20 protein-coding genes are annotated in these 22,859 nt (G+C 43.2%); 5 read left to right on the plus strand and 15 right to left on the minus strand.

Going from position 1 to position 22,859, the window contains the following annotated elements:
• Positions 1-42 precede the first annotated feature (42 nt).
• Together LEP1GSC050_RS14625 and LEP1GSC050_RS14630 are read right to left on the minus strand one after the other, a co-directional pair.
• Positions 43-1,443: an imelysin family protein gene (locus LEP1GSC050_RS14625; RefSeq protein WP_010571957.1), complete on the minus strand. Its 1,401-nt coding sequence runs from the start codon at positions 1,441-1,443 to the stop codon at positions 43-45.
• Positions 1,444-1,846: 403 nt separating this feature from the next.
• Positions 1,847-2,851, minus strand: coding sequence for a hypothetical protein (locus tag LEP1GSC050_RS14630; RefSeq protein ID WP_010571958.1), 1,005 nt, complete (start codon positions 2,849-2,851; stop codon positions 1,847-1,849).
• A 143-nt stretch (positions 2,852-2,994) separates the two neighbouring features.
• On the opposite strand from LEP1GSC050_RS14630, the gene LEP1GSC050_RS14635 reads away from it, so the two are divergent.
• A complete protein-coding gene (locus LEP1GSC050_RS14635; RefSeq protein ID WP_010571959.1) occupies positions 2,995-3,645 on the plus strand; it encodes a hypothetical protein in 651 nt (216 codons plus the stop codon).
• A 58-nt stretch (positions 3,646-3,703) separates the two neighbouring features.
• Here the strand turns inward: LEP1GSC050_RS14635 and LEP1GSC050_RS14640 are convergent, their stop codons facing one another.
• The gene (locus tag LEP1GSC050_RS14640) at positions 3,704-4,936 is read right to left on the minus strand and encodes a TCR/Tet family MFS transporter (protein ID WP_010571960.1); all 1,233 of its coding nucleotides are present in this window, start codon (positions 4,934-4,936) and stop codon (positions 3,704-3,706) included.
• 115 nt (positions 4,937-5,051) lie between these two features.
• Positions 5,052-7,085, minus strand: a complete 2,034-nt coding sequence (locus tag LEP1GSC050_RS14645; RefSeq protein ID WP_010571961.1) for a PP2C family protein-serine/threonine phosphatase — start codon at positions 7,083-7,085, stop codon at positions 5,052-5,054.
• 107 nt (positions 7,086-7,192) lie between these two features.
• On the opposite strand from LEP1GSC050_RS14645, the gene LEP1GSC050_RS14650 reads away from it, so the two are divergent.
• Positions 7,193-7,372 carry a KTSC domain-containing protein gene (locus LEP1GSC050_RS14650; RefSeq protein ID WP_232225732.1) on the plus strand — a complete coding sequence of 60 codons (180 nt, stop codon included), beginning with the start codon at positions 7,193-7,195 and terminating at the stop codon, positions 7,370-7,372.
• A 4-nt stretch (positions 7,373-7,376) separates the two neighbouring features.
• On the opposite strand, the gene LEP1GSC050_RS14655 is transcribed toward LEP1GSC050_RS14650, so the two are convergent.
• From LEP1GSC050_RS14655 to LEP1GSC050_RS14665, 3 genes are all read right to left on the minus strand, one after another.
• Positions 7,377-7,925: a DinB family protein gene (locus tag LEP1GSC050_RS14655; protein WP_010571963.1), complete on the minus strand. Its 549-nt coding sequence runs from the start codon at positions 7,923-7,925 to the stop codon at positions 7,377-7,379.
• A gap of 47 nt (positions 7,926-7,972) precedes the next feature.
• Positions 7,973-8,689, minus strand: a complete 717-nt coding sequence (locus tag LEP1GSC050_RS14660) for an MIP/aquaporin family protein (RefSeq protein WP_010571964.1) — start codon at positions 8,687-8,689, stop codon at positions 7,973-7,975.
• A 156-nt stretch (positions 8,690-8,845) separates the two neighbouring features.
• On the minus strand, positions 8,846-9,997 hold the full coding sequence (locus tag LEP1GSC050_RS14665; RefSeq protein ID WP_020987388.1) for a hypothetical protein: 1,152 nt from the start codon (positions 9,995-9,997) through the stop codon (positions 8,846-8,848).
• Between the two features lie 109 nt (positions 9,998-10,106).
• Between LEP1GSC050_RS14665 and LEP1GSC050_RS14670 the strand changes: the two genes are divergently transcribed.
• Both LEP1GSC050_RS14670 and LEP1GSC050_RS14675 read left to right on the plus strand, forming a co-directional pair.
• Positions 10,107-10,625, plus strand: a complete 519-nt coding sequence (locus LEP1GSC050_RS14670) for a MarR family winged helix-turn-helix transcriptional regulator (RefSeq protein WP_010571968.1) — start codon at positions 10,107-10,109, stop codon at positions 10,623-10,625.
• On the plus strand, positions 10,622-11,137 hold the full coding sequence (locus LEP1GSC050_RS14675; protein WP_010571969.1) for a DUF4442 domain-containing protein: 516 nt from the start codon (positions 10,622-10,624) through the stop codon (positions 11,135-11,137). Before LEP1GSC050_RS14670 ends, LEP1GSC050_RS14675 begins: the two co-directional genes overlap by 4 nt.
• Before the next feature lie 160 nt (positions 11,138-11,297).
• On the opposite strand, the gene LEP1GSC050_RS14680 is transcribed toward LEP1GSC050_RS14675, so the two are convergent.
• The 5 genes from LEP1GSC050_RS14680 to LEP1GSC050_RS14700 form a co-directional block, all read right to left on the minus strand.
• On the minus strand, positions 11,298-12,764 hold the full coding sequence (locus LEP1GSC050_RS14680; protein ID WP_010571970.1) for a porin: 1,467 nt from the start codon (positions 12,762-12,764) through the stop codon (positions 11,298-11,300).
• A gap of 61 nt (positions 12,765-12,825) precedes the next feature.
• Positions 12,826-13,236, minus strand: coding sequence for a hypothetical protein (locus LEP1GSC050_RS14685; protein ID WP_010571971.1), 411 nt, complete (start codon positions 13,234-13,236; stop codon positions 12,826-12,828).
• Between the two features lie 10 nt (positions 13,237-13,246).
• On the minus strand, positions 13,247-14,605 hold the full coding sequence (locus LEP1GSC050_RS14690) for a TolC family protein (RefSeq protein WP_010571972.1): 1,359 nt from the start codon (positions 14,603-14,605) through the stop codon (positions 13,247-13,249).
• Positions 14,606-14,610: 5 nt separating this feature from the next.
• On the minus strand, positions 14,611-17,832 hold the full coding sequence (locus LEP1GSC050_RS14695; RefSeq protein ID WP_010571973.1) for an efflux RND transporter permease subunit: 3,222 nt from the start codon (positions 17,830-17,832) through the stop codon (positions 14,611-14,613).
• 134 nt (positions 17,833-17,966) lie between these two features.
• Positions 17,967-18,299, minus strand: coding sequence for a hypothetical protein (locus tag LEP1GSC050_RS14700; protein ID WP_020987668.1), 333 nt, complete (start codon positions 18,297-18,299; stop codon positions 17,967-17,969).
• Positions 18,300-18,761: 462 nt separating this feature from the next.
• Here LEP1GSC050_RS14700 and LEP1GSC050_RS14705 point away from each other — a divergent pair, with 462 nt between their 5' ends.
• Positions 18,762-20,408 (plus strand): helix-turn-helix domain-containing protein, encoded by a 1,647-nt coding sequence (locus tag LEP1GSC050_RS14705; RefSeq protein WP_010571975.1) that lies wholly within the window; start codon positions 18,762-18,764, stop codon positions 20,406-20,408.
• Positions 20,409-20,437: 29 nt separating this feature from the next.
• Here the strand turns inward: LEP1GSC050_RS14705 and LEP1GSC050_RS14710 are convergent, their stop codons facing one another.
• The 3 genes from LEP1GSC050_RS14710 to LEP1GSC050_RS14720 all read right to left on the minus strand — a co-directional run bounded on the left by LEP1GSC050_RS14710 (position 20,438) and on the right by LEP1GSC050_RS14720 (position 22,711).
• Positions 20,438-20,980, minus strand: coding sequence for an HdeD family acid-resistance protein (locus tag LEP1GSC050_RS14710; protein ID WP_010571976.1), 543 nt, complete (start codon positions 20,978-20,980; stop codon positions 20,438-20,440).
• A 109-nt stretch (positions 20,981-21,089) separates the two neighbouring features.
• Entirely contained in the window at positions 21,090-21,764 is a 675-nt protein-coding gene (locus LEP1GSC050_RS14715) for a class I SAM-dependent methyltransferase (protein WP_010571977.1), read from the minus strand.
• A gap of 44 nt (positions 21,765-21,808) precedes the next feature.
• The gene (locus LEP1GSC050_RS14720; RefSeq protein ID WP_010571978.1) at positions 21,809-22,711 is read right to left on the minus strand and encodes a diguanylate cyclase; all 903 of its coding nucleotides are present in this window, start codon (positions 22,709-22,711) and stop codon (positions 21,809-21,811) included.
• Between the last annotated feature and the right edge of the window lie 148 nt (positions 22,712-22,859).

Below are 22,859 nucleotides of genomic sequence, written 5' to 3' on the forward strand. Positions count from 1 at the left end.
TTTAAGTCTCAAGCTATGTCTTGATTTCGGTTCCTTGGAATATTACTTATTAGTAAAATCGGTGATCGTAATGCCCAGAGCTGTTGCGGCCGACACGAAATCCCGTTTCAATCGGTCCCCGATCAGAACTTGAGCGTTTTGAAGAGTCGGGTAATCCGGACTTTGGGATCCGGGGAAACCGTTGAACCCGTTCATAATGATCTGGTCGTAACGCCCTGATATCGATCCGGACGGGCAGGAAGAGGTATAATTCGGATCCGCAATACTCTCGGCGTTATTGACGCAAAAAGTATCCCTTGCCTGAGTGATTTCTGACTGTATATTTCCTTGGCCTAGGATGCCCAATAATGCGGAAAGGCCCGGTCCGGAACTCGATGGATTACCTTTTACTAATGTATAACTTCCTGTCCAAAGATTCAAAACGCTTTGGGCGTCGTAGTAAAAGTCCGATTTGGTATTGTCGCTAAAGCAAGAGTGTTCGTCTTCCTGATCATGGGCGTAAATTCCTTTTAAGCGGTCTCCTCCCCATTCTCCGGCGATAAATTTTCCTAATCCTCTAAATACCTGAGTAAGCGAAGTGTTCGGATCTGCCAGGAAAGTTTGTCTATAGGCGCCCGGTGCTGCCGCCGTTCCCCATGAATCTCTGACTAATTTTAAATGACCGACTAACGCGTCAGTGACCGTTTTAAGATAATTTCCTCGGTTGCTCCCCGTTCCACCGTTAGTTCCGCCTTGTCCATTACTATTACAAGTGCCTGGAGAACCCGTAAAACAAGTATAATCGCCAAGACCGGCCACTTGATTGTATGATTGCGGGCTTCCTGAATTATCCTGACCCCAGAGAAGATATTCGATAGCGTGCCATCCGGTTAGAATGATCGTTGTAGAGTCCGTATTTCCGCCCGATGCAATGGAAATATCCCCGTTTTTACCGAGAATTGAGGCAAAGCTCGTAGTGTTGTTTCCCCCCTGAATGTAATTGTCGATTGCAATTTCGTCTAACGGCCAAGAGTTGATCAGACTCTCACAAGCATAGGTCGTGTCACCGGCATAATTCGTTCCGGCTCCGCAACCTTGCCAGTTGATACTTGAAATGCTGGCCACGTCGATGGGCCCTCCGGCAAATCGAAACGCTTCGGTCAGTAAGTAGCTTGCCCTTGCCTTGATCCAAGCGTTCTTGGCGGCAGTTAGATTTGCTGCGCTGGGAGTCGTTACGAGTGCGTTTACTGCGGTCTGTAAAACGACTAGGTCCTGATAGTTTTTATTATAAGATTCATACGCCAAATCGGCATAACGACTCACAACTTGTTCTCTCGAGGCCGACGGTTGATTTCCTAGAATCGCCGCTAACGCCATGGAAGAATCGCCTTTCTTTCCGTTCGTGCAGGATAAAAGGATTCCGGTAAAGATAACCAGAATTCCAGAGTTAATTGTCCGACGCATAGATTTCGCTCCTAAAATAATTTCAAATCTCTCCGGAAAAATCCCCGTGAGGTAGCTCGCCTAACGGGGCCAGAGATGAACTGTGGGGATGACTCCCTCCGGCACCGATTGGGAACCAGATTGATAATGCAGATGAGAATCAATCTCATAAAAGTCAAGAAAATTTTATCTCCCGGTATTCCCTGAAACCCCCCCAATTTTACCAATAATCGCGGATCTTTCCTGTTTAGATCTATTCATTGAAGAAATCCTGTACAGAGAAAAGGAGAGGCGTTTTTTAAAATTTGATACTGAGGATGATTCTCAGAAATATTTAGGAACTTAAATTGTCAACACAATTTGTTCAATCTCGGTAATGGAGAAACTCCGTTTCGACCTTAAGAGTTGTAGAATTCTACGAGGATTAAACTTCCGGTTGTAACCGATGGGACGGGTCATCGGTCAATATCTCAAATGCCGCCGACCGGGAAGAGATAAGTCGTAAAGGCGATGTTTCCCCGCTTCTGGTGACTAAAAGTTCCGCTCTTGCGAGCTTTGTATTTAAACAGTACTTCCAACCGCCGGGAGGATTATTGTACCGTAAGCATGCAAAGTCGGATCGATTCGCATGAATCCTTCCTTCGATTCGAATTTTTGGAGACGATGCGGAAAATTTCCAATCGAAGTAGGAATAAGAGCCTCTGAAAAGCGACTTTATCGGCTCATTCAGGGTATATTCAAGATTTCTAAATCGAAGAACGATAGGAGTAATTCCAGGAGTCCAAAAAGGACCGAATTTCAGTTTTGCAGTCGCCAATTCTAAAAACGAGTCAGGTTCGCCGTCGAATCCGCAAACCTGTCCCCAAGCATATCGATCCGTATGTCGGCTCCCCCAATTGTGATTATGAGATCCTTTCCAATTTTCTATCGGGAGTTCTTTACCGTGTAATTTTAAGACTCCGTTAAATATGGCTAAAGGTCGACCTACTAAGACTTTCGCCTTGGGAAAGTTCGAATCGTAGTATTTTTCGGGAAATAAAAATACCGGAGAACTTCCTCCACTCAATGATAAATCCCATTCTATTTTTTGAGACCGATCCTTCGAATCGGCATGTCCTATCGTTTTTTCCTTTGTGAGATAGGAAGCTCCGATTCTGACAATAAAAGGATCCGCGTTGAATTCACATTCTTGAATGGGAAATTCGGATTTGAAGCTAATGTGCGAATCGGCTTCTCCGTCGAAATAAATCGCCCAAACCTCTCCTATTGCTGAGGTCGAATGTAAACGAGGGGAGAATATAGTATATCGAATCCAGAAAGCCAAGGGACGATGCGGATGATTGGCTCGCACGAACCAACTTTCATAATGTCCGCTTGTAGAATTTCTATTAAAGCGAGGCTGGTCAAAGTTTGTTCGAATCTGATTCATGCGGATTGAGGTTACGCGAAATTGCGTACTGCGCAAGCAGAATACTGGTCGGTTCGTTTATACCGGTTATCGATTAAGAATTCTTGAAGCTTATCCGAATTTCCGGCTCGACGGGGGCGAAGAATTAAGTAGGGTAGTTTATTATGGAAATCGCCCGTTATTCCCCCGAAGCTTGGCAGAACGCAGTGGCCAGTTACGCTGGAGAAATTCGCCGGATCGGTCATGAAAAATCTCCGTTTTGGCTAATAGTCAGAACGTTTGCATCGGCCGCTTGCGAAGCGGATGATCCCGAATCTTTTTATGACGATTTGGATGCCGGATTCACGAGAGAATTAACGGAAGAAGACGAGTATCGTTTTGACGAAGCTCTATCAAACGTTCTTGATCAATCTACGGAAATCCTGGTCGCGATTTCGGAAGCATACAACGAAGAAGACGAAGAACGCGCCGAAGCCGTGACCGATGAGGCGATTTCCGGAATCTTAGGCGGTCTTAAGGATGCAGGGATCCAAACGATGGCGGATTCCGATCTTATCGAAGTGGCTATTCGCATTTTGAATACTCGACTCGCTTTATACGAAATTTCCGTAGACGAAAGCTTCAGTTTGGACAGTTTGAAGGGGATTTCCGACGAAGAGGAAAGAAGCATATTGGAACCGTTCGTCTCCTTTCTCTTGGAAGATTATAAATCGATCGAGGATCAGGAGGAGCGATTCGCGCTTCTGATGCAGATTCTTTTCGATACTCTCTGGGCCCTTTTTTATCTAGGGCTGGAAGAGGATGCGGAAGAATAATAATTCCTAAATAGATCGGGGAATTTCCTTCGGCGATATTTTCTAATGGATAAACGAATTAGTTTGTCGTAATTCTCTCTTTTTCCGCCCGGAAACAGGCAACGCAAATAATTCCGCTCATGATCGCCAAGCAAGAGCTCATAATAAACGGGGCTCCGGGAAAATAAAGAATCGAGCCGGATTTCGTAAAATAGGAGAATAGGTTCGTCATGATCACCGGACCTATGATGGAAGTAAGACTCATGATACTTCCCATCATTCCCTGTAATTCACCTTGCGCGTTAGCCGGTATATGGTTGGAAACGTAACCTTGAATTGCAGGTGTCGCGAGAAAGCTGAACGCAAATGGAACCAATAGCGCGTACATCATCCATCCTTGGGTCGATAAGGCGAAGAGAATGCTCACGAAAATTCTGACAAAGATTCCCAAATACGCTGCGTTCTTTTGACCCAGCTTCGGAATGATAACTCGGAGTAAGAATCCCTGCACGAATACGATCGTGATTCCTACAACTCCAAGAGAGTATCCTACCAATTCCTCGTTCCATTGAAATTTCTCCATCGTAAAATACGTCCAGGTCGATTCGGAAGAATGGTTTGCGATGAATAGAAGAGCGATGGAAAGCAATAGTCCGGAGAGCGCCCCCGGGAGTTTATTCATTTGAACCAGCGAGCCGATCGGATTGGCTCGTTTCCATTCAAATTCCCTTCTGTTTTCCTTCGACAAAGACTCGGGAAGTACGAAATATCCGTAAATCCAATTTAAAAGAGATAAGGCGGCTGCGACTAAGAACGGTGCTCTTGGCCCGAACTTGCTGAAGATTCCTCCGATGACCGGTCCTATAATAAATCCGATTCCGAAGGCCGCTCCGATTAAGCCGAAATTTTGGGAACGTTTTTCCGGAGTGCTGATGTCAGCAATATAAGCCGTTGCCGTGCTGAAACTAGCTCCGGTGAGTCCGGCTACGATTCGTCCGATGAACAACCACCAAATGTCCGGGGCAAAAGCCAAAAATACATAATCTATTCCTAATCCTAATAGAGAGGCGAGTAATACCGGTCGTCTTCCAAAACGATCGCTTAGACCGCCTAAAATCGGCGCAAAAATAAATTGAGTAAATGCATACGCGAACGTAAGCCAACCTCCATGGAGAGAGGCCTGACTCAGATCCCCGCCGATTAATTGTTCGATGAGCTTTGGAACCACCGGGATTATGATGCCGAATCCGGTGAAATCGATCAGTAGAGTGATTAGAATAAAGCGGAGGGCGCCCGTTTTGGCGACTGTCATGGATGGATCCTTAAACTAAATTTGAAATCATTTCGAGATGTTAAATGGGAATTCCGACATAAGGAGAATTTCGCATTCGTTTTTCGTAAAGCCATTTATTCTATTTTCGAACACGCTACACTCTTTCAACGGCTATGAGGCTGATATCGTCTTGGGGAAGCGTCTGTCCTAACCAAGCCTCGATATCTTGAAGAACGATATCGGGAATAGTTTCTATGGGCTCTTTCGACAGTTCCTTTAATCGAAGTTGCAATCTGCGCTCTCCCCAGGCTTCTCTCTGAGAATTAAATTGCTCGAAAACTCCGTCGGAAAATAGAAATAGCCTGTCTCCCGAGCGAAACGACCTCTCGGCGTTTTCATAACCTTTATTGTTTCGAAGCCCGATGATCGGTCCGGTCCGGCGCAAAGGCGATAGCTCGGACGACACCAGAAGTATCTGATCGGGGTGACCGGCCGACGCATACACGATACGATCTTCCTTCGCATAAATATCCACGATAAATGAAGAAAAAATCGTTCCCAGAGAGGAGAATTTTCTTTGGAATTTATCATCCAAAAGATACAGGCAAAAGGCCGGGTCTTTTGCTCCATATTTAATTCCTTCGTATTCCGCCTTGATTGCCATTGTGACTAACGCGGCTTGGACCCCGTGGCCAGTGGCGTCGGCCAAGAAAACGCGAAAGATTCCGGGAGAAATTTCGAATAAGTCGTAAAAATCGCCGCCTACTTCGTCTTTAGGAAGATATTTTACCGAGTACCTTATTTCACGGAAAGCTTCCGAATTTTCCGGGAAGAGTTTTTTCTGTATGCTTTGAGCGACCAGTAAATCTTTACGAATATGATCTAATGAGCGATTAAGTTCGGAGGTTTTTTCGAGGACCAATGCTTCCAGATTATCCTTTAGTATATTTAGCGCGTTGTTGGAGATCTGAAGGTTTTCGGTCAATTCTTCCGATTTCCTGAAGGCTCTCGCTATTCTTCTGGATAAAACTAAGGATTGGCAAAGAGTAAACAGCAGTAAGCCGTACGGAGATAAATTCGCTCCTCGGATATTCAATCGATCCCAAATCAAATCCGCACCGACGGTTATACCGAAAGCAATAAATCCGCCTAAGAAAAGAATAGCATCCTCTTGCTTGCGGTATGCGGCGATACCTGCCGCTACAATCGTATATACGATGCAAAAAGCCGTTATGATCTGGAAAGGATCGATTATCTTCGTAAAGAAAGAAACTGGGAATAATAATGAAATATTATAAATTCCTGATAAAACAATGCTACCTATTACGATCGATCGATGCGTGTTTAACGGAAACAACGAATGTAAGAACAGAAGAAATATCGGGACGGCGGTATAAAATGAAAAAAATTCCAATCTGAAAAGGGAATCCCAGGCGAATTCGGGGAGAATATCCAGGAGAAGTCTGTTCCCTACGAGGATGATTCGAAGCGATAAAAGAAAGCAGAAGATCGCGAAATATAAAATCGACAATTCTTTGCGTCGAAACAGGAACAACCCTATATGATATAGGCCGATTAAAAGCAAACCTCCGAAAAGAAACGCTTCTCTTGACTGAACGAACGTTTTTTCCAGCTCCATTGCGGACGCAGATCCGATTTTTGGCACTTGCCAAAAACCTCCGAAATTATTTACCCAATTCGAACCTTGTAAAAGAATTTCGACAGAGTGTGAATTCGGACGAATCGAGATGTAGGTCGGTTTCAGACGAGGAATTTCTTGCTTCGCTTCAGCGCTTGGTAAGCCGGACGAATACGTCAATTTTCCGTCGATATAGAGGCGGTACGCCGAAGCAAAATCGGGTAGAAACAATTGATAATCTTTTCCGAGAGAATTCGGAGAGAAATGGAGAACCAATCTGAGGGTTGCGATTCCTTCACGAGGAAGGATTTTATTACCGACGGTTTTGCCTTGCCACGATTCCGGAATTGAGAGAGTTCCCCAAGACGTAAAATCCGCCGCTTGCTTCGGATCGACGAAACTTCCGTAAACGAACTGCCAATTTCCTTCTAAAGATACGACTTCATCTTCGCTACCGGACATTTCAAAGATCGCGCTTTGCGAAGGAGAGGCATACGTATTCCCTTGAAATAAAATAAAGATGGAAAAAATAATAAAAAAAACGTTCACCAGACTACGCAAAGTACAGAGTTTTTAAAAGGATGTCTAACTCTTTTTAAGGCAAAAAACTTTGCGAATCAAAATCGGAATATTCGGCGGCGAACCAAACATTGGAAATGCATTTCGTTACTTCACCATTAATTAAAGCAATCGGTTACGATAAGGATTCCCGGATTCTGGAAATCGAGTTTCACACGAATGAGATTCTAATTTATTCGGAAATTTCTTTCGATCTGTATGTTGCGTTCATGTCTTCTCCGTCCAAAGCGGAGTTCTGGCGGCAATATATAAAATAGAGAATCAACCTTTGATTCGAGTGAAATATATGAAATCGGTGATTCCCGGGTCTATACCGTTTTGAAACAAGAGAGTAGTGATCTGCCCTCGATGATGAGTTTGATGATTAAAGAAATGGGTTAGAACTTCGTAAATCGGAGTGGAAAACGGAACGCCTTTCGTACTTTTGTATTCGAGATCTTGTCGGATAATTTCCTCGGAAAGACCTTCCTTTACCCAACGAATCAATTTCTCGTCTAAACTCTTTCTTTCCGATTTGAGCTTTGAAAAATCCGAATAGATTTCATAGTGAGGATTCGAACTTTGAGATTGTTCTTTGAACGCGATGTTCTGGTCCAAAATCGCGGACCCATAGCCTCCATCGACGAATCTACCCAACCAATTTTTATCCGCCCAAAGAATATGATTTAACGTACCATGAATGGAGCCGAAGAAAGCCCCCATATCCTTTTTCCGAATTTCGTCGCTTAATTTTTCCGCTGATTCGTAAATATTATCGTTCATCCATAAGTTATATTCAGAAAGACTAATAAGATTTTTATGAAACAACATGAGTAATTTCCCTATCGAAGATAATCAAAAATAAAGAGCGGCAGAGTTCATAAAAGCCGAAGTAGGAATCCCGCAAAAGCTCCGCCGCAGAGTGGAGCGACTACGGGTAACCACGCATATTCCCATCTTGAAGAACCCTTTCCTGGAATTGGTAGTAGAAAATGCGCAAGCCTCGGTCCGAAATCCCGGGCGGGATTGATTGCGTATCCGGTCGTGCCGCCCATGGAAAGTCCGATACTCCAAACTAAAAGTCCAACTAAGAACGCTCCTAAATGAGACGTTAATCCTTTGATTTGCGGAGAGAAAATCGCGTATACGCCTAAGATTAATATGAATGTGCCCAAAAACTCGCTCGTGAAATTCGCAACCCTGTGTCTAATGGCGGGCTCAGTCGAGAATACGGCTAAAATCCGCATGGGGTCTTTCGTTTCTTTCCAATGCGGCAGATAATGAACGTATACGAATACTGATCCAAGGAAGGCGCCTAACACCTGAGCTGGAACATACGTAATCAACTTAGAGAAATCTCCCGATTGAACGGCGAATGCCAACGTTACTGCCGGGTTCAAGTGCGCGTCGACGCTACCGAAGGCGTTTGCGGTTAAGATTCCCAAAAGCACTGCAAAAGCCCATCCGGCTGTGATCACTATCCAACCGCTATCTTTTGATTTGGAATGTTCCAATAGGGCGCCTGCGACGACGCCGTCGCCCAGCAGGATTAAAACGAATGTTCCTAAGAATTCCCCAAAAAAAGGAGTGAGCATATTTGTCCCCCGAAGGAATACAAATTTGGAGAGGTAAATCAATACTGCAACAGGATTATTTGGTTTTCATTACTTTCCATCCCATAATCTTTTACAATCACGATACTCGGTTCAAGGTCGATCCTTAATCGGACGGCTCGTTGCGGAAATGATCGCTTACGGATCGATTTTTCCAACACGAAAGAAACTCAAACCTACAAGGGAAATTACGAAAAGAAAAAAAGATGCGAACAAGAATCCGAGTTTGTAAGCGGTGATCGTTCCGCCCAAGGCCGCAATTACCGGAGTTATATTCGGGAATTCGAATATAACTAGCAGTATTATGGAATTTTCCAATAGGTCAAAAACCAAAAATCCGAGGGGGATCAAACTTAAGGAAGTCGTAAGCCCTGCTTCGGCACAAAATCTGAACGTAATTGCTCCGATCGCTAAAAATAAGGGGATCGGAAAAATCATATCGACCATATCGATCCAGAAATATAAAAGCATGCCCGTTCGACCGTACGCGGTGAAGACCGTTAAAGCGTCGTCGACTGTGGAGAAGGGCCGAAAATCCATTTTAACAGGCAGATTATTACCCTCAGATATCGGGATCATTCTTTCCAATAGTTGCATTGCGCCGGCGCAAACGAGTGCAGCTAAAACGAGTAGAAAAATCGATCGGTTCGAACTTAAATGAAGGAGTAAGGTTCGGAGCTTAATAAGCCAGGGAGCCTCGCTTGAGGAGAGAAGTAATCCGGAAATGAGTAGGCTAACCGGCAGGATTGCGCCGTGGGGAAGATAGCGGAAAAAAAACGTAGATCCTATCATAAAGATCGGAAGAAGCAGAAACGAGATGCCGAGAAGCTTATCTTTTTTCCCTATAGAATTTCCTAAAAAAATAAAGCAAGCTAAAGACAGGAAAATGGCAGGCGCTTCGATCCATCTGAATCCGATCGTTCTAAAGATTTCCCCCCAAAATTCTGCGGCCCAATAGGCGAGAGAATTTCCGAAAGCGGCTATACAGAATAAAACCATGAGTACGCGATAAATTCGTTCGGATGATTCGGAAATTCTTCTTATCGCATGTAGTCGATAAAGTCCATAAAGTATACCCGCGTATACCGGCAGGAAAAGTTTTCCAAAAATGTAATATTCCGAGGATTTAGGAAATAGGATCTTTCCTAAATCTAAGAAAGTTTTGAGATTGGATCGGATATTCAAGATGGCGGTAGGGGAATGGTCCCCGTTCCAAATATAGGATTGTATCGGTGCTAAAAATATGCAAAGGATCGTTCCGACTAAGCTTAAAATAACGCTGAGTTTCATTTTTCATCCCTCATTTGTCTTCAGATAAAGTATCTTTACATCAAGATATATGGGGGATTTAATGCTCAATTACCTTGACGTCAAGATACTTTTGCCCTAAAAAGGAAAAATGAGCGGAAAAACGGACCATGTTGATACTATCCGAGCACAATGGAATAGGGAACGACCGGATTTAGACGTTGACGCGATCGCTTTGATCGGCCGTGTACACCGGTTATCGCAAATTATTTTTACCGACGTTCACAAACCTATTTTTGACAAACATGGATTAACGTACCAAGACTTCGATGTCTTAGCCGCACTATTACGCAGTGGAAAACCTTACCGGAAATCTCCGGGGGAACTTCTTTCTACATTGATGATAACCTCGGGAACGATGACCAACCGTATCGATCGTTTGGAGTCTTCGGGTTTAGTCGTAAGGGATCTCGACCCGGACGATAGAAGAGGAGTTTTGATTCGATTAACGCATCAAGGAAAGGAGGCGATTTCCCGCGCCATTCAGGAACATGTGAAATCCGAAACCGATCTCTTAACCGTATTGACCGAGAAGGAGAAGGGCGAGTTATCTAGATTGTTAAAGAAGCTTCTTTTAAAACTTGAACAGAGGGAGAATATCTCTTCATGAAATTATTTCCAACAGACCGTAAAGAATCTTGGGAGTCCCGTTGGCTTCGATTTAAATTGAACTATTGGCCTTGTATTTGGTGCACGGGGGGTAAAATCGAATTTATATCCTCCGATTTCAAGGAATTACACGTCGGGCTTTCCCTAAAGTTGCGGACTTTAAATAGGGTCGGTACAGTTTATGGGGGAAGCATTTATAGCTCGGTCGATCCTTATTTTATGCTTTTGATGATGTGGATTTTAGGAAAAGATTATGTGGTTTGGGACAAGGCCGCAAAGATTAAGTTTATTCGACCTATCACCGAAAAAATTAGGACTCGCTTTCTTATACCGGAAGAACTAATCACCGAAACAAAGGAAAAGATTTCGCAGAACGGAGAGACGACGTTCGATCTTCCTCTAAAATACGAGAACGAAAACGGGACCGTCTTTGCCACATTCGAAAAATCGATTTATGCTGCGAGTAAAGAATTTTACGAACAAAAACTGGCAGCCCGAAAAAAAGATCGTTAAGGATTAGAGACCTTCCGAACGGAAATAGCGACGAGAAATTTGCAAACTTTGTCGAGGCTTTCGCGGAAACATGGATCGAGACTGGAAATTACACGGCGGTATTGCTCGTTCCTGAGAGTCGCGGCATTTCGGACGCTTGCATAATGATTTCAAGCTGAAATTATTTCGTCGATATTTCAGCATCGAAGGTTCCTTGAAATTGTAGATATAATGTACCATCATGCGAGTCGTACGGTGTGCCGGTATATATATGTTTTCCCAGCGAATCATGCTGTTCCTTATAGAATACTTGAATCTTGAGATCGTTTCTTTTTAAGAATAAATCGAATCCAAACCACCAAGCTTGCAAGTTTTCATACGGCTCTAATTTTTGATCGTCGTTAAAATCACCCCAGATGCGATCATATCGTACGAGCGGCAAAAGAATTGTATCACCTATCGGTATGGAATAACCCAGTGTTCCCACGTAAGAAACTGTGCCGAGAGAAGCGGCTCCATAGCTACTAGTATAGGCGCCTGAGGAATAAAATCCATGCGAGGTGAATGTGAAATCGAGAGTGTGAGCGCCGAATCCGAAGGAAGGACGAAAGGTTCCGGTCTGATCTAAAGGAACTCCCGTAATCCCGATCGGTTTTGTAGGCGGGCCGATTCCAGTCCCGTTTGAAGGCGTAGTTTGTTGAATTTCTAAATTAAGAGACGAGACTCCGCGAATCTGCGGGTTTAATTGGTTTAACGTCGCTAACTCTTTCGTTTTAACTCCCGCGAACCCGATGGATAGCTTCGTTTCCCGGTAAAAAATTTCCTCCCCCTCCGTCCAGCCCGTATCTTTACCGTCCTTAACGATTCCACCGAACGGGTTGAATTCGATTCTCCAGGAGAGTTGAGGGGAAATTAATAGCGGTGTATCCGTGGAATTATAGGAAGTAAGAACTTGTTTATTTCCGACTCCATTTAGGCTGGAACCCTTTCCATTCGTTGCTGCCAAGGAGAGAATTATATATTTTGAATGTTCCTGCGATATCATCTTTAAGGGTTCGAACTCGATCATTCCTCCGATATCGTAACGGGGAAGAAGGTATGTTCCGTATGCCCGTTCGGGTATTGCTAACCGATTTGCGCTCGCCAATTGTTCTCTTTGAAACGGAGTTTTAAATTGTCCGATTGTTCCTCTTACCCAGGATGCGGGAAATTGAAACCAAAAATATCCGGACTGCAAAATGCCTCCGTCGGTCTTTACCGATACATCGGTCACATTTCCGTTCGCACTTTTCTGTTCCTTCGTGCTTGGGGAATTGATTAAATCTTCCAAACGAAGATTTAAGGCAAATCCCCAATTTTGCGCTCGGTAGTCCGTCCCAAGGCGAACCCGCCGAAAATTAGTATCAACAGAATTGAAATCACGGTGTCCGTTCGAGAAACTGGAATCTCTTTGAGCGGAAATACCGCGTACTTGTATCATTCCTTGAATTCGGAGTTTTCCAGGTAGGAAAGTTTCCGCCAGTTTTGACTCCGTTCTTCCGGATAAATTCGTTTTAGTTTCGGCAGGAGTTTCTTGAGCCGATCGAGGTGATACGAATAATACGATATAGATTGCCGAGAAAAAAAATAAAATCGTCCATTTCCGCATAACGAAAAACTCCGAAAAGATTTCGATTAGAAACGGGCAGAACCCGTCTATCTTGAATTCATTAATGGTTCATTCGATCGATTCTAAACTCCCTGCTCGGCGTTAAGTGGCAGATCCTGTGTCCCGAAAAGTAATCCGTCGCGATAAAATCCTTAAAGTCGCAGCTTGTGATCGATGCGGCTAGTATTGCTAGTTCGCAATTATGAACTGCGCTAGTTTTAAAATATTGATCCGATTCGTCGGAAGGCGAGAGAGTCGGATTTTGTGAAATTACTTCCGTCACTAAAGATTGGACATTCGCTAAATCGTTCGCTTGTCCTCCCGAAGATAAGCATTTGAGCATTCCGACTTGAAATATTATTTTTTTGGCATTCTTTTGGTTTGTATAAGCCGAATTTCCGTTCATGCAATTAGCGAAATTCAATGAGAAGAGGATCAAACTGAAAGTAGCGATAATTCTAATATGATTCATCAGTATTCCCTTATATTTTTCCGTTAACCAGGTCTTTCGCCTTGGTATAAATTAAATACTCGGCGTAAGCATCGATCAATTCGCCCTGGGTTCGCAAAAGATTTCGAAACGCTTCTCGAAAATCGACCAAAGTTCCTTGATAATTCGCGTAGCGACTTCTCGCGACTTCATATGCGGTCTTTGCAAGATCAACCTCGGTGCGGAGGTGCTTGATTCTCAACGCCGAAGAATCTATCGTTTTTCCTAAACCTACGTTTAATTCGGCGACTTTCTTTCTTGCTGCCTCCAATTCTTTTCTCTTCGCGGAAACGTCGTGCTCTGCGGCTTTCACTTCCTTAACCGTCTTTAATCCTTCGAATACTGGGACGACGAAGGAAAGGTTGGCCGAATAATTTTGATAAGGAACAAGACGAGCTTCCTTGAACGAGCCGACCGAATAGGATGATTTAAGTTCGGGCATAAAGTCGGCTTTTGAACGATCTAATTTTGCTTCGGCGGAAATCAGTTCCAATTTTGCCCTGCTTACGATCGGCGAGCTATCGTATTCGTTTCCTATTCCTAATGCGGGATCGGAAAGTCTTGCAGCAGAGGATTCTTGTTCGGGTAATTTACCTAGGTTGATAGAAAGAATCGGCGGACAGGAAAAATTATTCCAATCTTCCTGGACTAATAAACCTAACTCCTCTCTTCCCTTTTTTAATCTTAGCTCATAGTCGCTAGTTTGCGTTTTGATTTGTTCGACTTGTGATTCTATTAAGTATCTATCAACTATTGATTTTTGTCCGTTTCTTACGAATCTTAGGACTTCCCGGCGGATCGTTTCCAAATCCTCGGTTAGGCCGGACCATAATTCCATCATGCTTCTATTTCTAGCGCAGGAGTAGTAACTTCTGACTGATGTATCCAACACTTCTATTCGAGTCAGTCGAATCTCTTCTTTTCGTTCTTTTGCCTGGCTTTCCGCGAACTTTACGTCATTTGCTCTTCTGCCCCAATCATAGAGAGTGTATTGTCCCCAAATACCGGCAGACGGACCTGCATGAAATGGAGAAACCATTACGCCTCTCGGTACCATAACCCCCGGCTCTCCGAACGAGCCGGGTAGACCGGAAGTGATCATACCCGAAGCATATGCAGTCGGCATATACGCGGATTTTGCGACGCCGATTGTCTCCTCCGCCTGCTTGGCTTGGAAAATCTTGGCCGCCACATCGGGACTGGTTTTCTCGGCCTTTAACATCAGATCTTCGATCGAAAGTATTGTTTCGGACTCGGAGTATAGAACTGAAGAAAAGAAGAGAGTGAATATTATTATTATTTTTATTACTTTTTTTGATATAAAATCCATATTTCCCCCTGAAAATTTCATAGGAGTTAATTTCCGTTCACATAAAATTTTCGATAAAGATATCTGAAGACGGTCGGTAAAACGAATAGCGTAAGCAGAGTTGCAAGAAATTGACCTCCGATAACCGCTCTACCGAGAGGGATATTCGCTTCTGCTCCTTTTCCGAAACCGATTGCCATAGGAGTTAAGCCTAACATTGAAGCCAACGAAGTCATCATAATGGGCCGTAATCGTGCCTTTGCTCCGGCTATAATTCCTTCGTCAAGATTCATCTTTTCGTGCTCAATCATGTGGAGAATGAACTCGATTAAGAGAACTCCGTTGGAGACTGCGATACCGATGAGAAAAATAGTACCGATCCCAGCTTGAAGACTATAGTATGTTCCCGTAATGGAGAACATTAAGACGATTCCGACCATTCCTAACGGTACCGTGAGCATCATGATCCCCGGAAGCATGAAGGATCTAAATTGCACTACGAGAATCATGTAAACTAGGAATGCAGAAAGAAAGAATCCGCCTCCGAGCTGAGAAAGAGCGTCCCGCATCTTCTCGATTTCTCCAGTGATTGCGATCTTATATCCGTCCGGTACTTTAACGTTTCTTATGATATTTTCAATATCGGAAGAAACGTTTCCAACATCACGGTCCTGAGAATCCAGCATGATGTTTACGGTTCGTTTCATATTTACTCGACTTAAGACGGTCGGGCCTTTGGTTTGCTCGATGTCGGAAAGTTGAGAAAGCGGGATTGCTCTCTCTTGAAATTTGCCGGTTACCGGAATGCTTTCAAAGTCCTTCATCGTTTGAAATTTTTCTTCAGGGAAACGGACTCCTAACGCATAGTCGATACCGCTTTTCGGATCGACCCAGATCGTAGGCTTGTAAACGATACTTCCCGCTAGGGCGCTTACGATATTCTGAACGATTTCGTCGGTAAGGACTCCTTGCGCGTCAGCCTTCTTTCTATTTATGTTCACTTCGATCGAGGGAGTATCAAAACTTTCTAAAATACGGACATCGGTTGCTCCTTTGACGGTCTTGATGTCCGGCAGTAAGCTTTTGGCGATTTCATATGCTTTTCCGGCATTTGAGCCTTTAACTTGAACGTTTATCGGTGCCTGCGCTCCTCCATTCAAGGAAGAAGAAAGAAGTCCGCCCAATTCTATGCCTAGATCGACGTTTGGAAATTCATGCGGCAGTTTTTCCCTAAGAATTCGCGCATAGTACTGAGAAGTTTTTTTTCGATTTTCCTTTAGCTCCACGGTCATCGTAACGTCTTGTGTTCCGCCGTTTTGTGAAAAGGCGGCCGGAAATCCCTGATACAATCCTGAATCGGAAAGCACCATTTCCAAGTCCCCTTTGATCCATTCCTTGAGTTTCGCTTCAACCTGCTTGGCTTTCTCACTTGTTTCCTCGATTCGAAGTCCGGATGGAAATCTTAGGTGTAAAACGAAGCTACCAGCATCGGCTCGCGGAAAAAGTTCCGTTCCAATAAACGGTAACGCCGCGGCGCCTATCGTGAACAAAATGCAAATTCCGATTACGACTGCCCTAGTCTTAGTCATTACTTTTTCAAGCGCTCTTCCATAAATTTCAGTTAAGCCGGCTATTAAGTCCTGGATTACTTGGAAAAACTTCGGAAGTTTGGGCGCTTCTCCTGTAAGGAAGCGACTTGCAAAGAGGGGAATGATTGCCGTTTCGGAGAGTAAGGAACCCGTTATCGCAAGCATTACGGTTTTTGCAATCGCTCCGAAGAGAACGTTTACTACTCCCTTTGTAAGTAGGATCGGAAATAGTACGACAACATTGCAAAGAGTTACCGCAATGATCGGTGGAGTAACTTCCTGTGCCGCCTTAACGACTACTCGAATCCTATTCGGATCCTTATCTTCCGCAAGATGCCGCATAATGTTTTCGATTGCGACGATCGAGTTGTCTACTAGCAAACCTATAGAAAGGGCCATCCCTCCTAACGTCATTATATTGATAGTTGATCCGGTAGCTTTTAAGCCCATCAACACGAACAGAGTGGAAAAAGGAAGAGAAAGTAGCGTTGCGAAGGTCGCACGAGGATTGCCAAGAAAAAGAAAGACCATCAAGGCAGCCAAGCCACCTCCGAACATGGCTTCTTCGCCCACGGTTTCGACCGCTTTACGAATGAAGACGGTAGTGTCGGCGACGATGTTCAATTTAAGGCCTTTAATTTCCTTTTCCAGATTTTTCATCGCTTCTCTCGCCGAATCAACGACGGCTAACGTGTTGGCTCCTTGTTGGCGCAAGACAGGAACGTAGACGATTTCCTTGCCATTCAATGTGACCATTTCGGTTTGAACAATGCTAGATTCCTTGGTTTTGCCAACGTCTTTGACGAAAACGGATACACCCTCTCTGCTTCGGAGAGGGAAGTCATCGAAGGCTTGGATGCTGTCTGCAACCCCGTTAGTATAGATCGGATAATCGAAGTCGCCGATCTTAACGTCACCGGCAGGAATAAACGTATTTAATCGTCCGATCTTATCCATCGCTTCTGCCGCAGACATATCGTACTGTTTGAGTTTAAGCGGATCTAATTCGATGATGACCTGCTTTTCGGCTCCGCCCATGACGGTAGGAGCTATGGTTCCTGGAGTTCCTTGCAAGGCACGGCGAACGTCGTATTGACCTCTATCATAAAGTTCGTTAACTTCGAAATCTCCGCTCACCGCTACAAGACAAACCGGAGTAGAACCCATCGGGTCGAACGGCAGAACGATCGGAGGCATCGCGCCCGGCGGAAGTCTCCGAAGCACCGACATAATATAACCCACCGTGGAGCCCATGGCTTCCGGTCTCGATGTGGAATCTTCGTCGAAGAAATTATTAACCACGCTTACGCCCGGATAAGACTTCGATTCTTGGTGGATCAATCCGGGGGCCTGACCCGTATATCTCTCGAACTTCCAAGTTAAAATAGTTTCAGTACTGGAAGTCGGCATGCCCCAATAAACGTCTAGTATTTGAACCGCAGGCTGTTTGGATGGGGGTAGGAGATCCCGCGGCATCTGAAATAAGGCTAAAACTCCTAAAACGAGAACGATAATGCAACCCACGATCATTAAGTGAGGATTCTTTACCGAAAATGCGGCAATACCTGCCTGATTAACCTGCTTAACGGCATCCGCATAGGAATCGGGAGCGATGTCATTGACAGGCAAGCTTTCATTCCCTATATGAAGGGTTTGAATATTTTTATTCTTTTGGCTCATCGGGTACCTCGTCCCATGATCTCGTATTTTTATATGCTTCGAGCTTCTCTTGAATGTGGAAAGCTAAGCCAGTAAATCTTAATTCTAAATTAGAATAAAGTTTCGAAGCGCTCTACGCGTTATACTTGAATCTTTTATGCTTTGTAGGAAGGTGGAGGGATATTTAATAGGGAAGGGAAAAGAAGAACGGTATATATGGAAGATGAAGAGGCGTCTATTATATATGAAAATTCGTAGATTAAAATCGGATAATTGATGTACTCCGCCGGAACCAAGCCTGACAGAGAAAAACTAGACTGCTCCTGTTCGGGATGTTCTTCGCGTACTTCTATAGAATCTTCCGTTTCAGTTTCGGCACGAAATTTCTCTTTTTGAGCAAACGGTTTTGCGAGAGCGATATTAATCGATAGGCATAAGACTAGCGTAACCGCGCTGCATCTCAATAGCCTGCCAATAAATTTTTCCATCGACTTGTCGAACCTTAGCATCTTCGTTTTATTTGATTCTCCTAATGTCAAGTGAGTTTGTATTTTCATGCCCAAAACCGTCGAAAAAGTTGTCCATATTTAAAAAGTTGGACCTGATATATTAATAAGATTTTATATTCTATCGATCTCTCATTATATATCACGTTTTCTAATAAGGAATATTCAGATTTCGATCGGTCTTTAGATATAGAGAGAAGAAAAATTCAGTTTGATCTTTGCGAGTTAGTTGTACGCCGATGGAATTTTTATCAAAAACGTATTTTCGGCTCTCTTTTCTTTCTTTATTTTGCTAAGCGACATCTCCATAACCGAAATGTGCATTTTTGTTTGACGTCCGTTCCGCTTTAAATATCAAGAGAGCAATATTATTCCGATTTTTTCGGGTTTTTCCGGATGTCCTAATGGTTTGAGTTTATCGCTTTTAATAGAGCCAAATAAAATATGAAGATTCGAAACTATTCCCCTTCTCTTATACTCGTTTCCGCACTTCTTTCATTGCTGTTTCCTAAGATAATAACGGCAGATCCGATTTCTATTACTGCAAGTACTCCCGACACGTTGAATATAAGTTCTCAAGCGGAGTACAGATATAGAGGGACTACAGTAGTCGGTTGTTCCGATCGAGGATTGGAAAAAGTACGTAAATTGGAATGGCACACGAATCCGATTCCTAATACCCTAAGAGTGCGCAGAACTAATTTCGGGAATTGGCTGAGGTTTACTTTTAAAAATGAAACGGGCAATGACGTCGATAAACAACTAACTTTTTTCTCCACCAATCTTTCTCGAATCGAATTCTGCGCTTTTTCGTCCGAAGGCCAATTCGAACGAGACTTCTATCTTCAGAGCGAAGATAAGAATTTTCAAGGGTACTTTATTCCAAGTTTTCCTTCTTTTCCGATTCACTTGCGATCGGGAGAAACTAAGACATTTTACTACTATTTCTATTCTACTGAGGACATTACCTATGCAAACTTTCCAGTTAAAGTGTTGGATCAAAGTAGGATGGAAAAGGAGGAGTCGGTACGCGGCACCTCGGTGATTTTCATTTTTCTTTTAACAATATTGGCTTTGGTTTTAGGAACGGTTTATTGGCTTAGACGTAAAAAGGCGGTTTTCCCTGCCCTTCACATGCATATTCTAATCTCCATATTCTTCTTTTACTTTTTGCATATAAAATCGTTCGCTTTATTTTGGGGAGTAAGCGGAAGAATAGTAGAATATCCATATTTTCTTTTTCAGACCGCCTCCTATATTTCCTTATTTCCGTTTCTTCTGTCGGTTGAAAGAATTTGGGACGGAAAACAAAAGGCAAATTGGATCTCTTTATTGGGTCTACTCTTCGGGCTTTCTTTCTTACTGATTCCTTTATCGGAGCCGGTATTCGAATATCGAATTTTAATTTTAGCAGGCTCTTCGACTCTTGCGATTTATTTTTTTATAAAATCGCATAGATCGATATTTGGTTCAGGAAAACCGACAGTAATCGTTTATTTATTTTCTTGGGTCATTTTCTTTCTGTTAAATCTGGCTAAATCGCTTTACCATTTCGATTTTTATCCTTATAACGAAATCGCGATATTCTCGGTCGTTTTCTTCGCCCCTTTTCACTCGCTTCTTTCGAGTTTTTGTCTATATTCGTTCAGTGCAGAGGGATACTTTTATTCCGAACCTGCCAAGTCCGGAAATCGAAAGAGTACGGTTTCCTCGTTAGAAGTGGGTAGTTTAGTTTCCCGTATTCTCACGATGATTCAAGAGGATAAAATATTTTTAAAAAATTCGCTGAAGGAAGAACATTTAGCCAAGGAATTAGGAATCGGAATCCATCAACTTTCCGAAATCATAAACGTGGAATTTAAGACGAATTTTCCGACTTTAATGAACCAATATAGAATAGAAGAGGCGAAAAAATTACTCCTTCTCGCCCCGAAATTGTCGATTACGGAAGTTCGCGTTAAGTCCGGTTTTAGCTCCAAATCGGCATTTAATCTAGAATTTAAAAAATTAACCGGCTTTAGCCCTAACGGATATCGTCAGTTCAATGGACAAAGAATTAATCGGGAAGATTCACTTAAAGAACCGTCATAATAAAACGTTGATAGGACTCGTTCGAAGAGTTATGCTTTCCACTCCTTCCATCCTAGATACATATTTCCGAAACCTGCAATCATGAACCCTGCGCCTGCCCATATGAGGATCGTGAACATCCCGAGCAGCGGAAAGAAGAGTATTCCTAATGCAAACAGAATGGTTGCGATTCCGCTAAATAATAGCCAGCCCCAAGGATAGGATTGAATGGAGCGCACTTCGAGAGCAAAAGAAATTAAAGTGACTCCCCGGAACACCAACCAAAAACCTAGAATAAAAGGAAGCGTGATCGCGGTTATTTCGGGGTGGAAGAGCAGGACGGATCCGACAATTATATCTAGAATTCCTAATGCGAGACTCCAACCCCAGCCGGAGAACCGATTTCGGTTTGATATTGCGAAGGAAATCTGAAATAGGCCTGTCATCGCTAGTATCATTGAAAATGCCATGCTCAAGCCAAAATAACTTTGGATCGGAAAAAATAAAGTAACAATGCCGACGCCTATCCAAAGGATTCCTACTATTACATGAATCCACCAATGCTTAGCTGCTTTCGGTTTTAAGGAATTCATCCTTACCTTCCTATATGAATTTAGAATGATTGAATCATTCCAAATATTAATGTCGAGGCTATTATAATTTCGGTGTTACGATATAATTGAATGGTTGATAATTGTCACTCTAACTCTTGAAAGCAACCCAGCCACAAACGTGCATTACTTGAAAGACTTGTTGTGCATTTGAGAATCCCGCCTCATGCAATAATTCCTGATAACGAGGTCCGGAAATTCTAGGTAGTTGTTTGACTCGTTTCATATACAATTTTAGCTCGCTCGATTTCCATTCTTTAAAATTTTTTAAATAAGATTCTACGGTTCGGAAAATGAAATCTCCATTATGAGGTATAGGGTCGTAGAGGTCGAATAATACAAATAAACTTCCCGGCGTAAGTCTTTTAGCAATTTCTTGCAATAGGGAAAGTTTGGTCCCATCGTCGGAAAGAAAATGCAGGACGAACAACAATGTTGCTCCCGAATAAGAGATATTAATCGGCAGATTCTGAACGGTGCAACATTCTAAGTGCAGAGAAGGGTATTTTACTTTGGCTTGGGAAATCATTTCCGGAGAAGGATCTACGCCGGTAATAGAATATCGATCGGGCGCGACTTCCAATAATTTTTGAAAGTCCGCTCCTGTTCCGCATCCTGCACAAAGTATCTTAGAATTTTCCTTTACGAATTCTAAAAGAAGCGTTGCCACTAATTCCTTAACCTCGTCGTAAAACGGGATCATTCTTACGATTCGCTCGTCGTAGGCCTTTGCTCGTTCACGTTCGAAGGATTCCACGTATTCCATATATGTAAGAAGAGAATTTTCTTCTCAATCCGTCTCGTAAGATTTTAATCTTTAGTTCCGGTTGAAACTACCCTGTTCCTACCTGACCGCTTCGCAACATACAACGCGGAATTTGCCGCATAAATGAGATCGTCTTCGGAAGATCCATCGGCTGGAAACATAGCGACTCCGGCGGAAAGGGTTCCGGTAAGTAGATCGACGGAATCTTCCATATAAAATTTGGAGAATAACTCTCGAATCTTCTCGGCCCGCTCCAAAACGGTTTCTCTTTGTGCTCCCGGCAATAAAAGCAAGAATTCTTCCCCGCCCAATCGGCAAGCAACATCGCTCTTTCTCGAATTCTCCAAAAGAATTTTCCCTATTTCGGCGATGAGCATATCTCCCTTGCTATTTCCGAAGGCGTCGTTGATTCCTTTCAGGCGATCGATATCCATGAGTATGATTCCTATCGAATGACCGTTTCTGGAAGCCTTGGAAAGCTCCGCACTGAAGGTTTCCATCATGTAATTTCTATTAAACAATCCGGTTAATGGATCCCTTATTTCGAGGTCTCGGATTCTATTTCTATCCCGATGACCTAAGGACTTTAATCTCTTTATCTTGACTTCCAGTTTCCTAAATTCCGTTTTGTCTTGAAATATATAGGCTGTTAAAATTTTTTCAGGAAAATCCGCTAAACGGATCTCCGCAACTTTAACTTCGAATCGTCGCTTAATGGAGGAAGTCCTTAAAAAGATATTAACTGCGTCGCCTAAAGCAAGGAGTCTGAGAACCGGGTACCAATCTTTTTCCAACAAGGATTCGTTTTCGGAAATTAACTCCAGTTTCTTTGCGTTGGAATTAAATTCTATGAGTCGTCCGTCGGAATCCGCTAGAATAACTGCGTCCGCAGTAAGCTCTAAGAAATTTCTAACTTGAGTATGTTCGCTCTCTGGGTTCAGTAGCATCGAAATTCTTAACCTGGGGAGGCTTTCTAATTAGAAGGTAGAAGATTCAAAAATCAACAATTTCGGGGTCGATTTCTGCCATCTGTAAAATCGCTTTTTCGGAATTTTTAACGATAAAGGACTGAAATATTTCGTCGATCTAGATTAA

This window comes from Leptospira broomii serovar Hurstbridge str. 5399, from assembly GCF_000243715.2.
In the GTDB taxonomy this organism is placed as follows: Bacteria; Spirochaetota; Leptospiria; order Leptospirales; family Leptospiraceae; genus Leptospira_B; species Leptospira_B broomii.

What these genes read in the sequence shown, in the direction of transcription:
- LEP1GSC050_RS14625 (WP_010571957.1), bottom strand. Translation starts at nt 1,443, where the DNA reads ATGCGTCGGACAATTAACTCTGGAATTCTGGTTATCTTTACCGGAATC.
- LEP1GSC050_RS14630 (WP_010571958.1), bottom strand. Translation starts at nt 2,851, where the DNA reads ATGAATCAGATTCGAACAAACTTTGACCAGCCTCGCTTTAATAGAAAT.
- LEP1GSC050_RS14635 (WP_010571959.1), top strand. Translation starts at nt 2,995, where the DNA reads ATGGAAATCGCCCGTTATTCCCCCGAAGCTTGGCAGAACGCAGTGGCC.
- LEP1GSC050_RS14640 (WP_010571960.1), bottom strand. Translation starts at nt 4,936, where the DNA reads ATGACAGTCGCCAAAACGGGCGCCCTCCGCTTTATTCTAATCACTCTA.
- LEP1GSC050_RS14650 (WP_232225732.1), top strand. Translation starts at nt 7,193, where the DNA reads ATGCATTTCGTTACTTCACCATTAATTAAAGCAATCGGTTACGATAAG.
- LEP1GSC050_RS14655 (WP_010571963.1), bottom strand. Translation starts at nt 7,925, where the DNA reads ATGTTGTTTCATAAAAATCTTATTAGTCTTTCTGAATATAACTTATGG.
- LEP1GSC050_RS14660 (WP_010571964.1), bottom strand. Translation starts at nt 8,689, where the DNA reads ATGCTCACTCCTTTTTTTGGGGAATTCTTAGGAACATTCGTTTTAATC.
- LEP1GSC050_RS14665 (WP_020987388.1), bottom strand. Translation starts at nt 9,997, where the DNA reads ATGAAACTCAGCGTTATTTTAAGCTTAGTCGGAACGATCCTTTGCATA.
- LEP1GSC050_RS14670 (WP_010571968.1), top strand. Translation starts at nt 10,107, where the DNA reads ATGAGCGGAAAAACGGACCATGTTGATACTATCCGAGCACAATGGAAT.
- LEP1GSC050_RS14675 (WP_010571969.1), top strand. Translation starts at nt 10,622, where the DNA reads ATGAAATTATTTCCAACAGACCGTAAAGAATCTTGGGAGTCCCGTTGG.
- LEP1GSC050_RS14680 (WP_010571970.1), bottom strand. Translation starts at nt 12,764, where the DNA reads ATGCGGAAATGGACGATTTTATTTTTTTTCTCGGCAATCTATATCGTA.
- LEP1GSC050_RS14685 (WP_010571971.1), bottom strand. Translation starts at nt 13,236, where the DNA reads ATGAATCATATTAGAATTATCGCTACTTTCAGTTTGATCCTCTTCTCA.
- LEP1GSC050_RS14690 (WP_010571972.1), bottom strand. Translation starts at nt 14,605, where the DNA reads ATGAAATTTTCAGGGGGAAATATGGATTTTATATCAAAAAAAGTAATA.
- LEP1GSC050_RS14695 (WP_010571973.1), bottom strand. Translation starts at nt 17,832, where the DNA reads ATGAGCCAAAAGAATAAAAATATTCAAACCCTTCATATAGGGAATGAA.
- LEP1GSC050_RS14700 (WP_020987668.1), bottom strand. Translation starts at nt 18,299, where the DNA reads ATGGAAAAATTTATTGGCAGGCTATTGAGATGCAGCGCGGTTACGCTA.
- LEP1GSC050_RS14705 (WP_010571975.1), top strand. Translation starts at nt 18,762, where the DNA reads ATGAAGATTCGAAACTATTCCCCTTCTCTTATACTCGTTTCCGCACTT.
- LEP1GSC050_RS14710 (WP_010571976.1), bottom strand. Translation starts at nt 20,980, where the DNA reads ATGAATTCCTTAAAACCGAAAGCAGCTAAGCATTGGTGGATTCATGTA.
- LEP1GSC050_RS14715 (WP_010571977.1), bottom strand. Translation starts at nt 21,764, where the DNA reads ATGGAATACGTGGAATCCTTCGAACGTGAACGAGCAAAGGCCTACGAC.
- LEP1GSC050_RS14720 (WP_010571978.1), bottom strand. Translation starts at nt 22,711, where the DNA reads ATGCTACTGAACCCAGAGAGCGAACATACTCAAGTTAGAAATTTCTTA.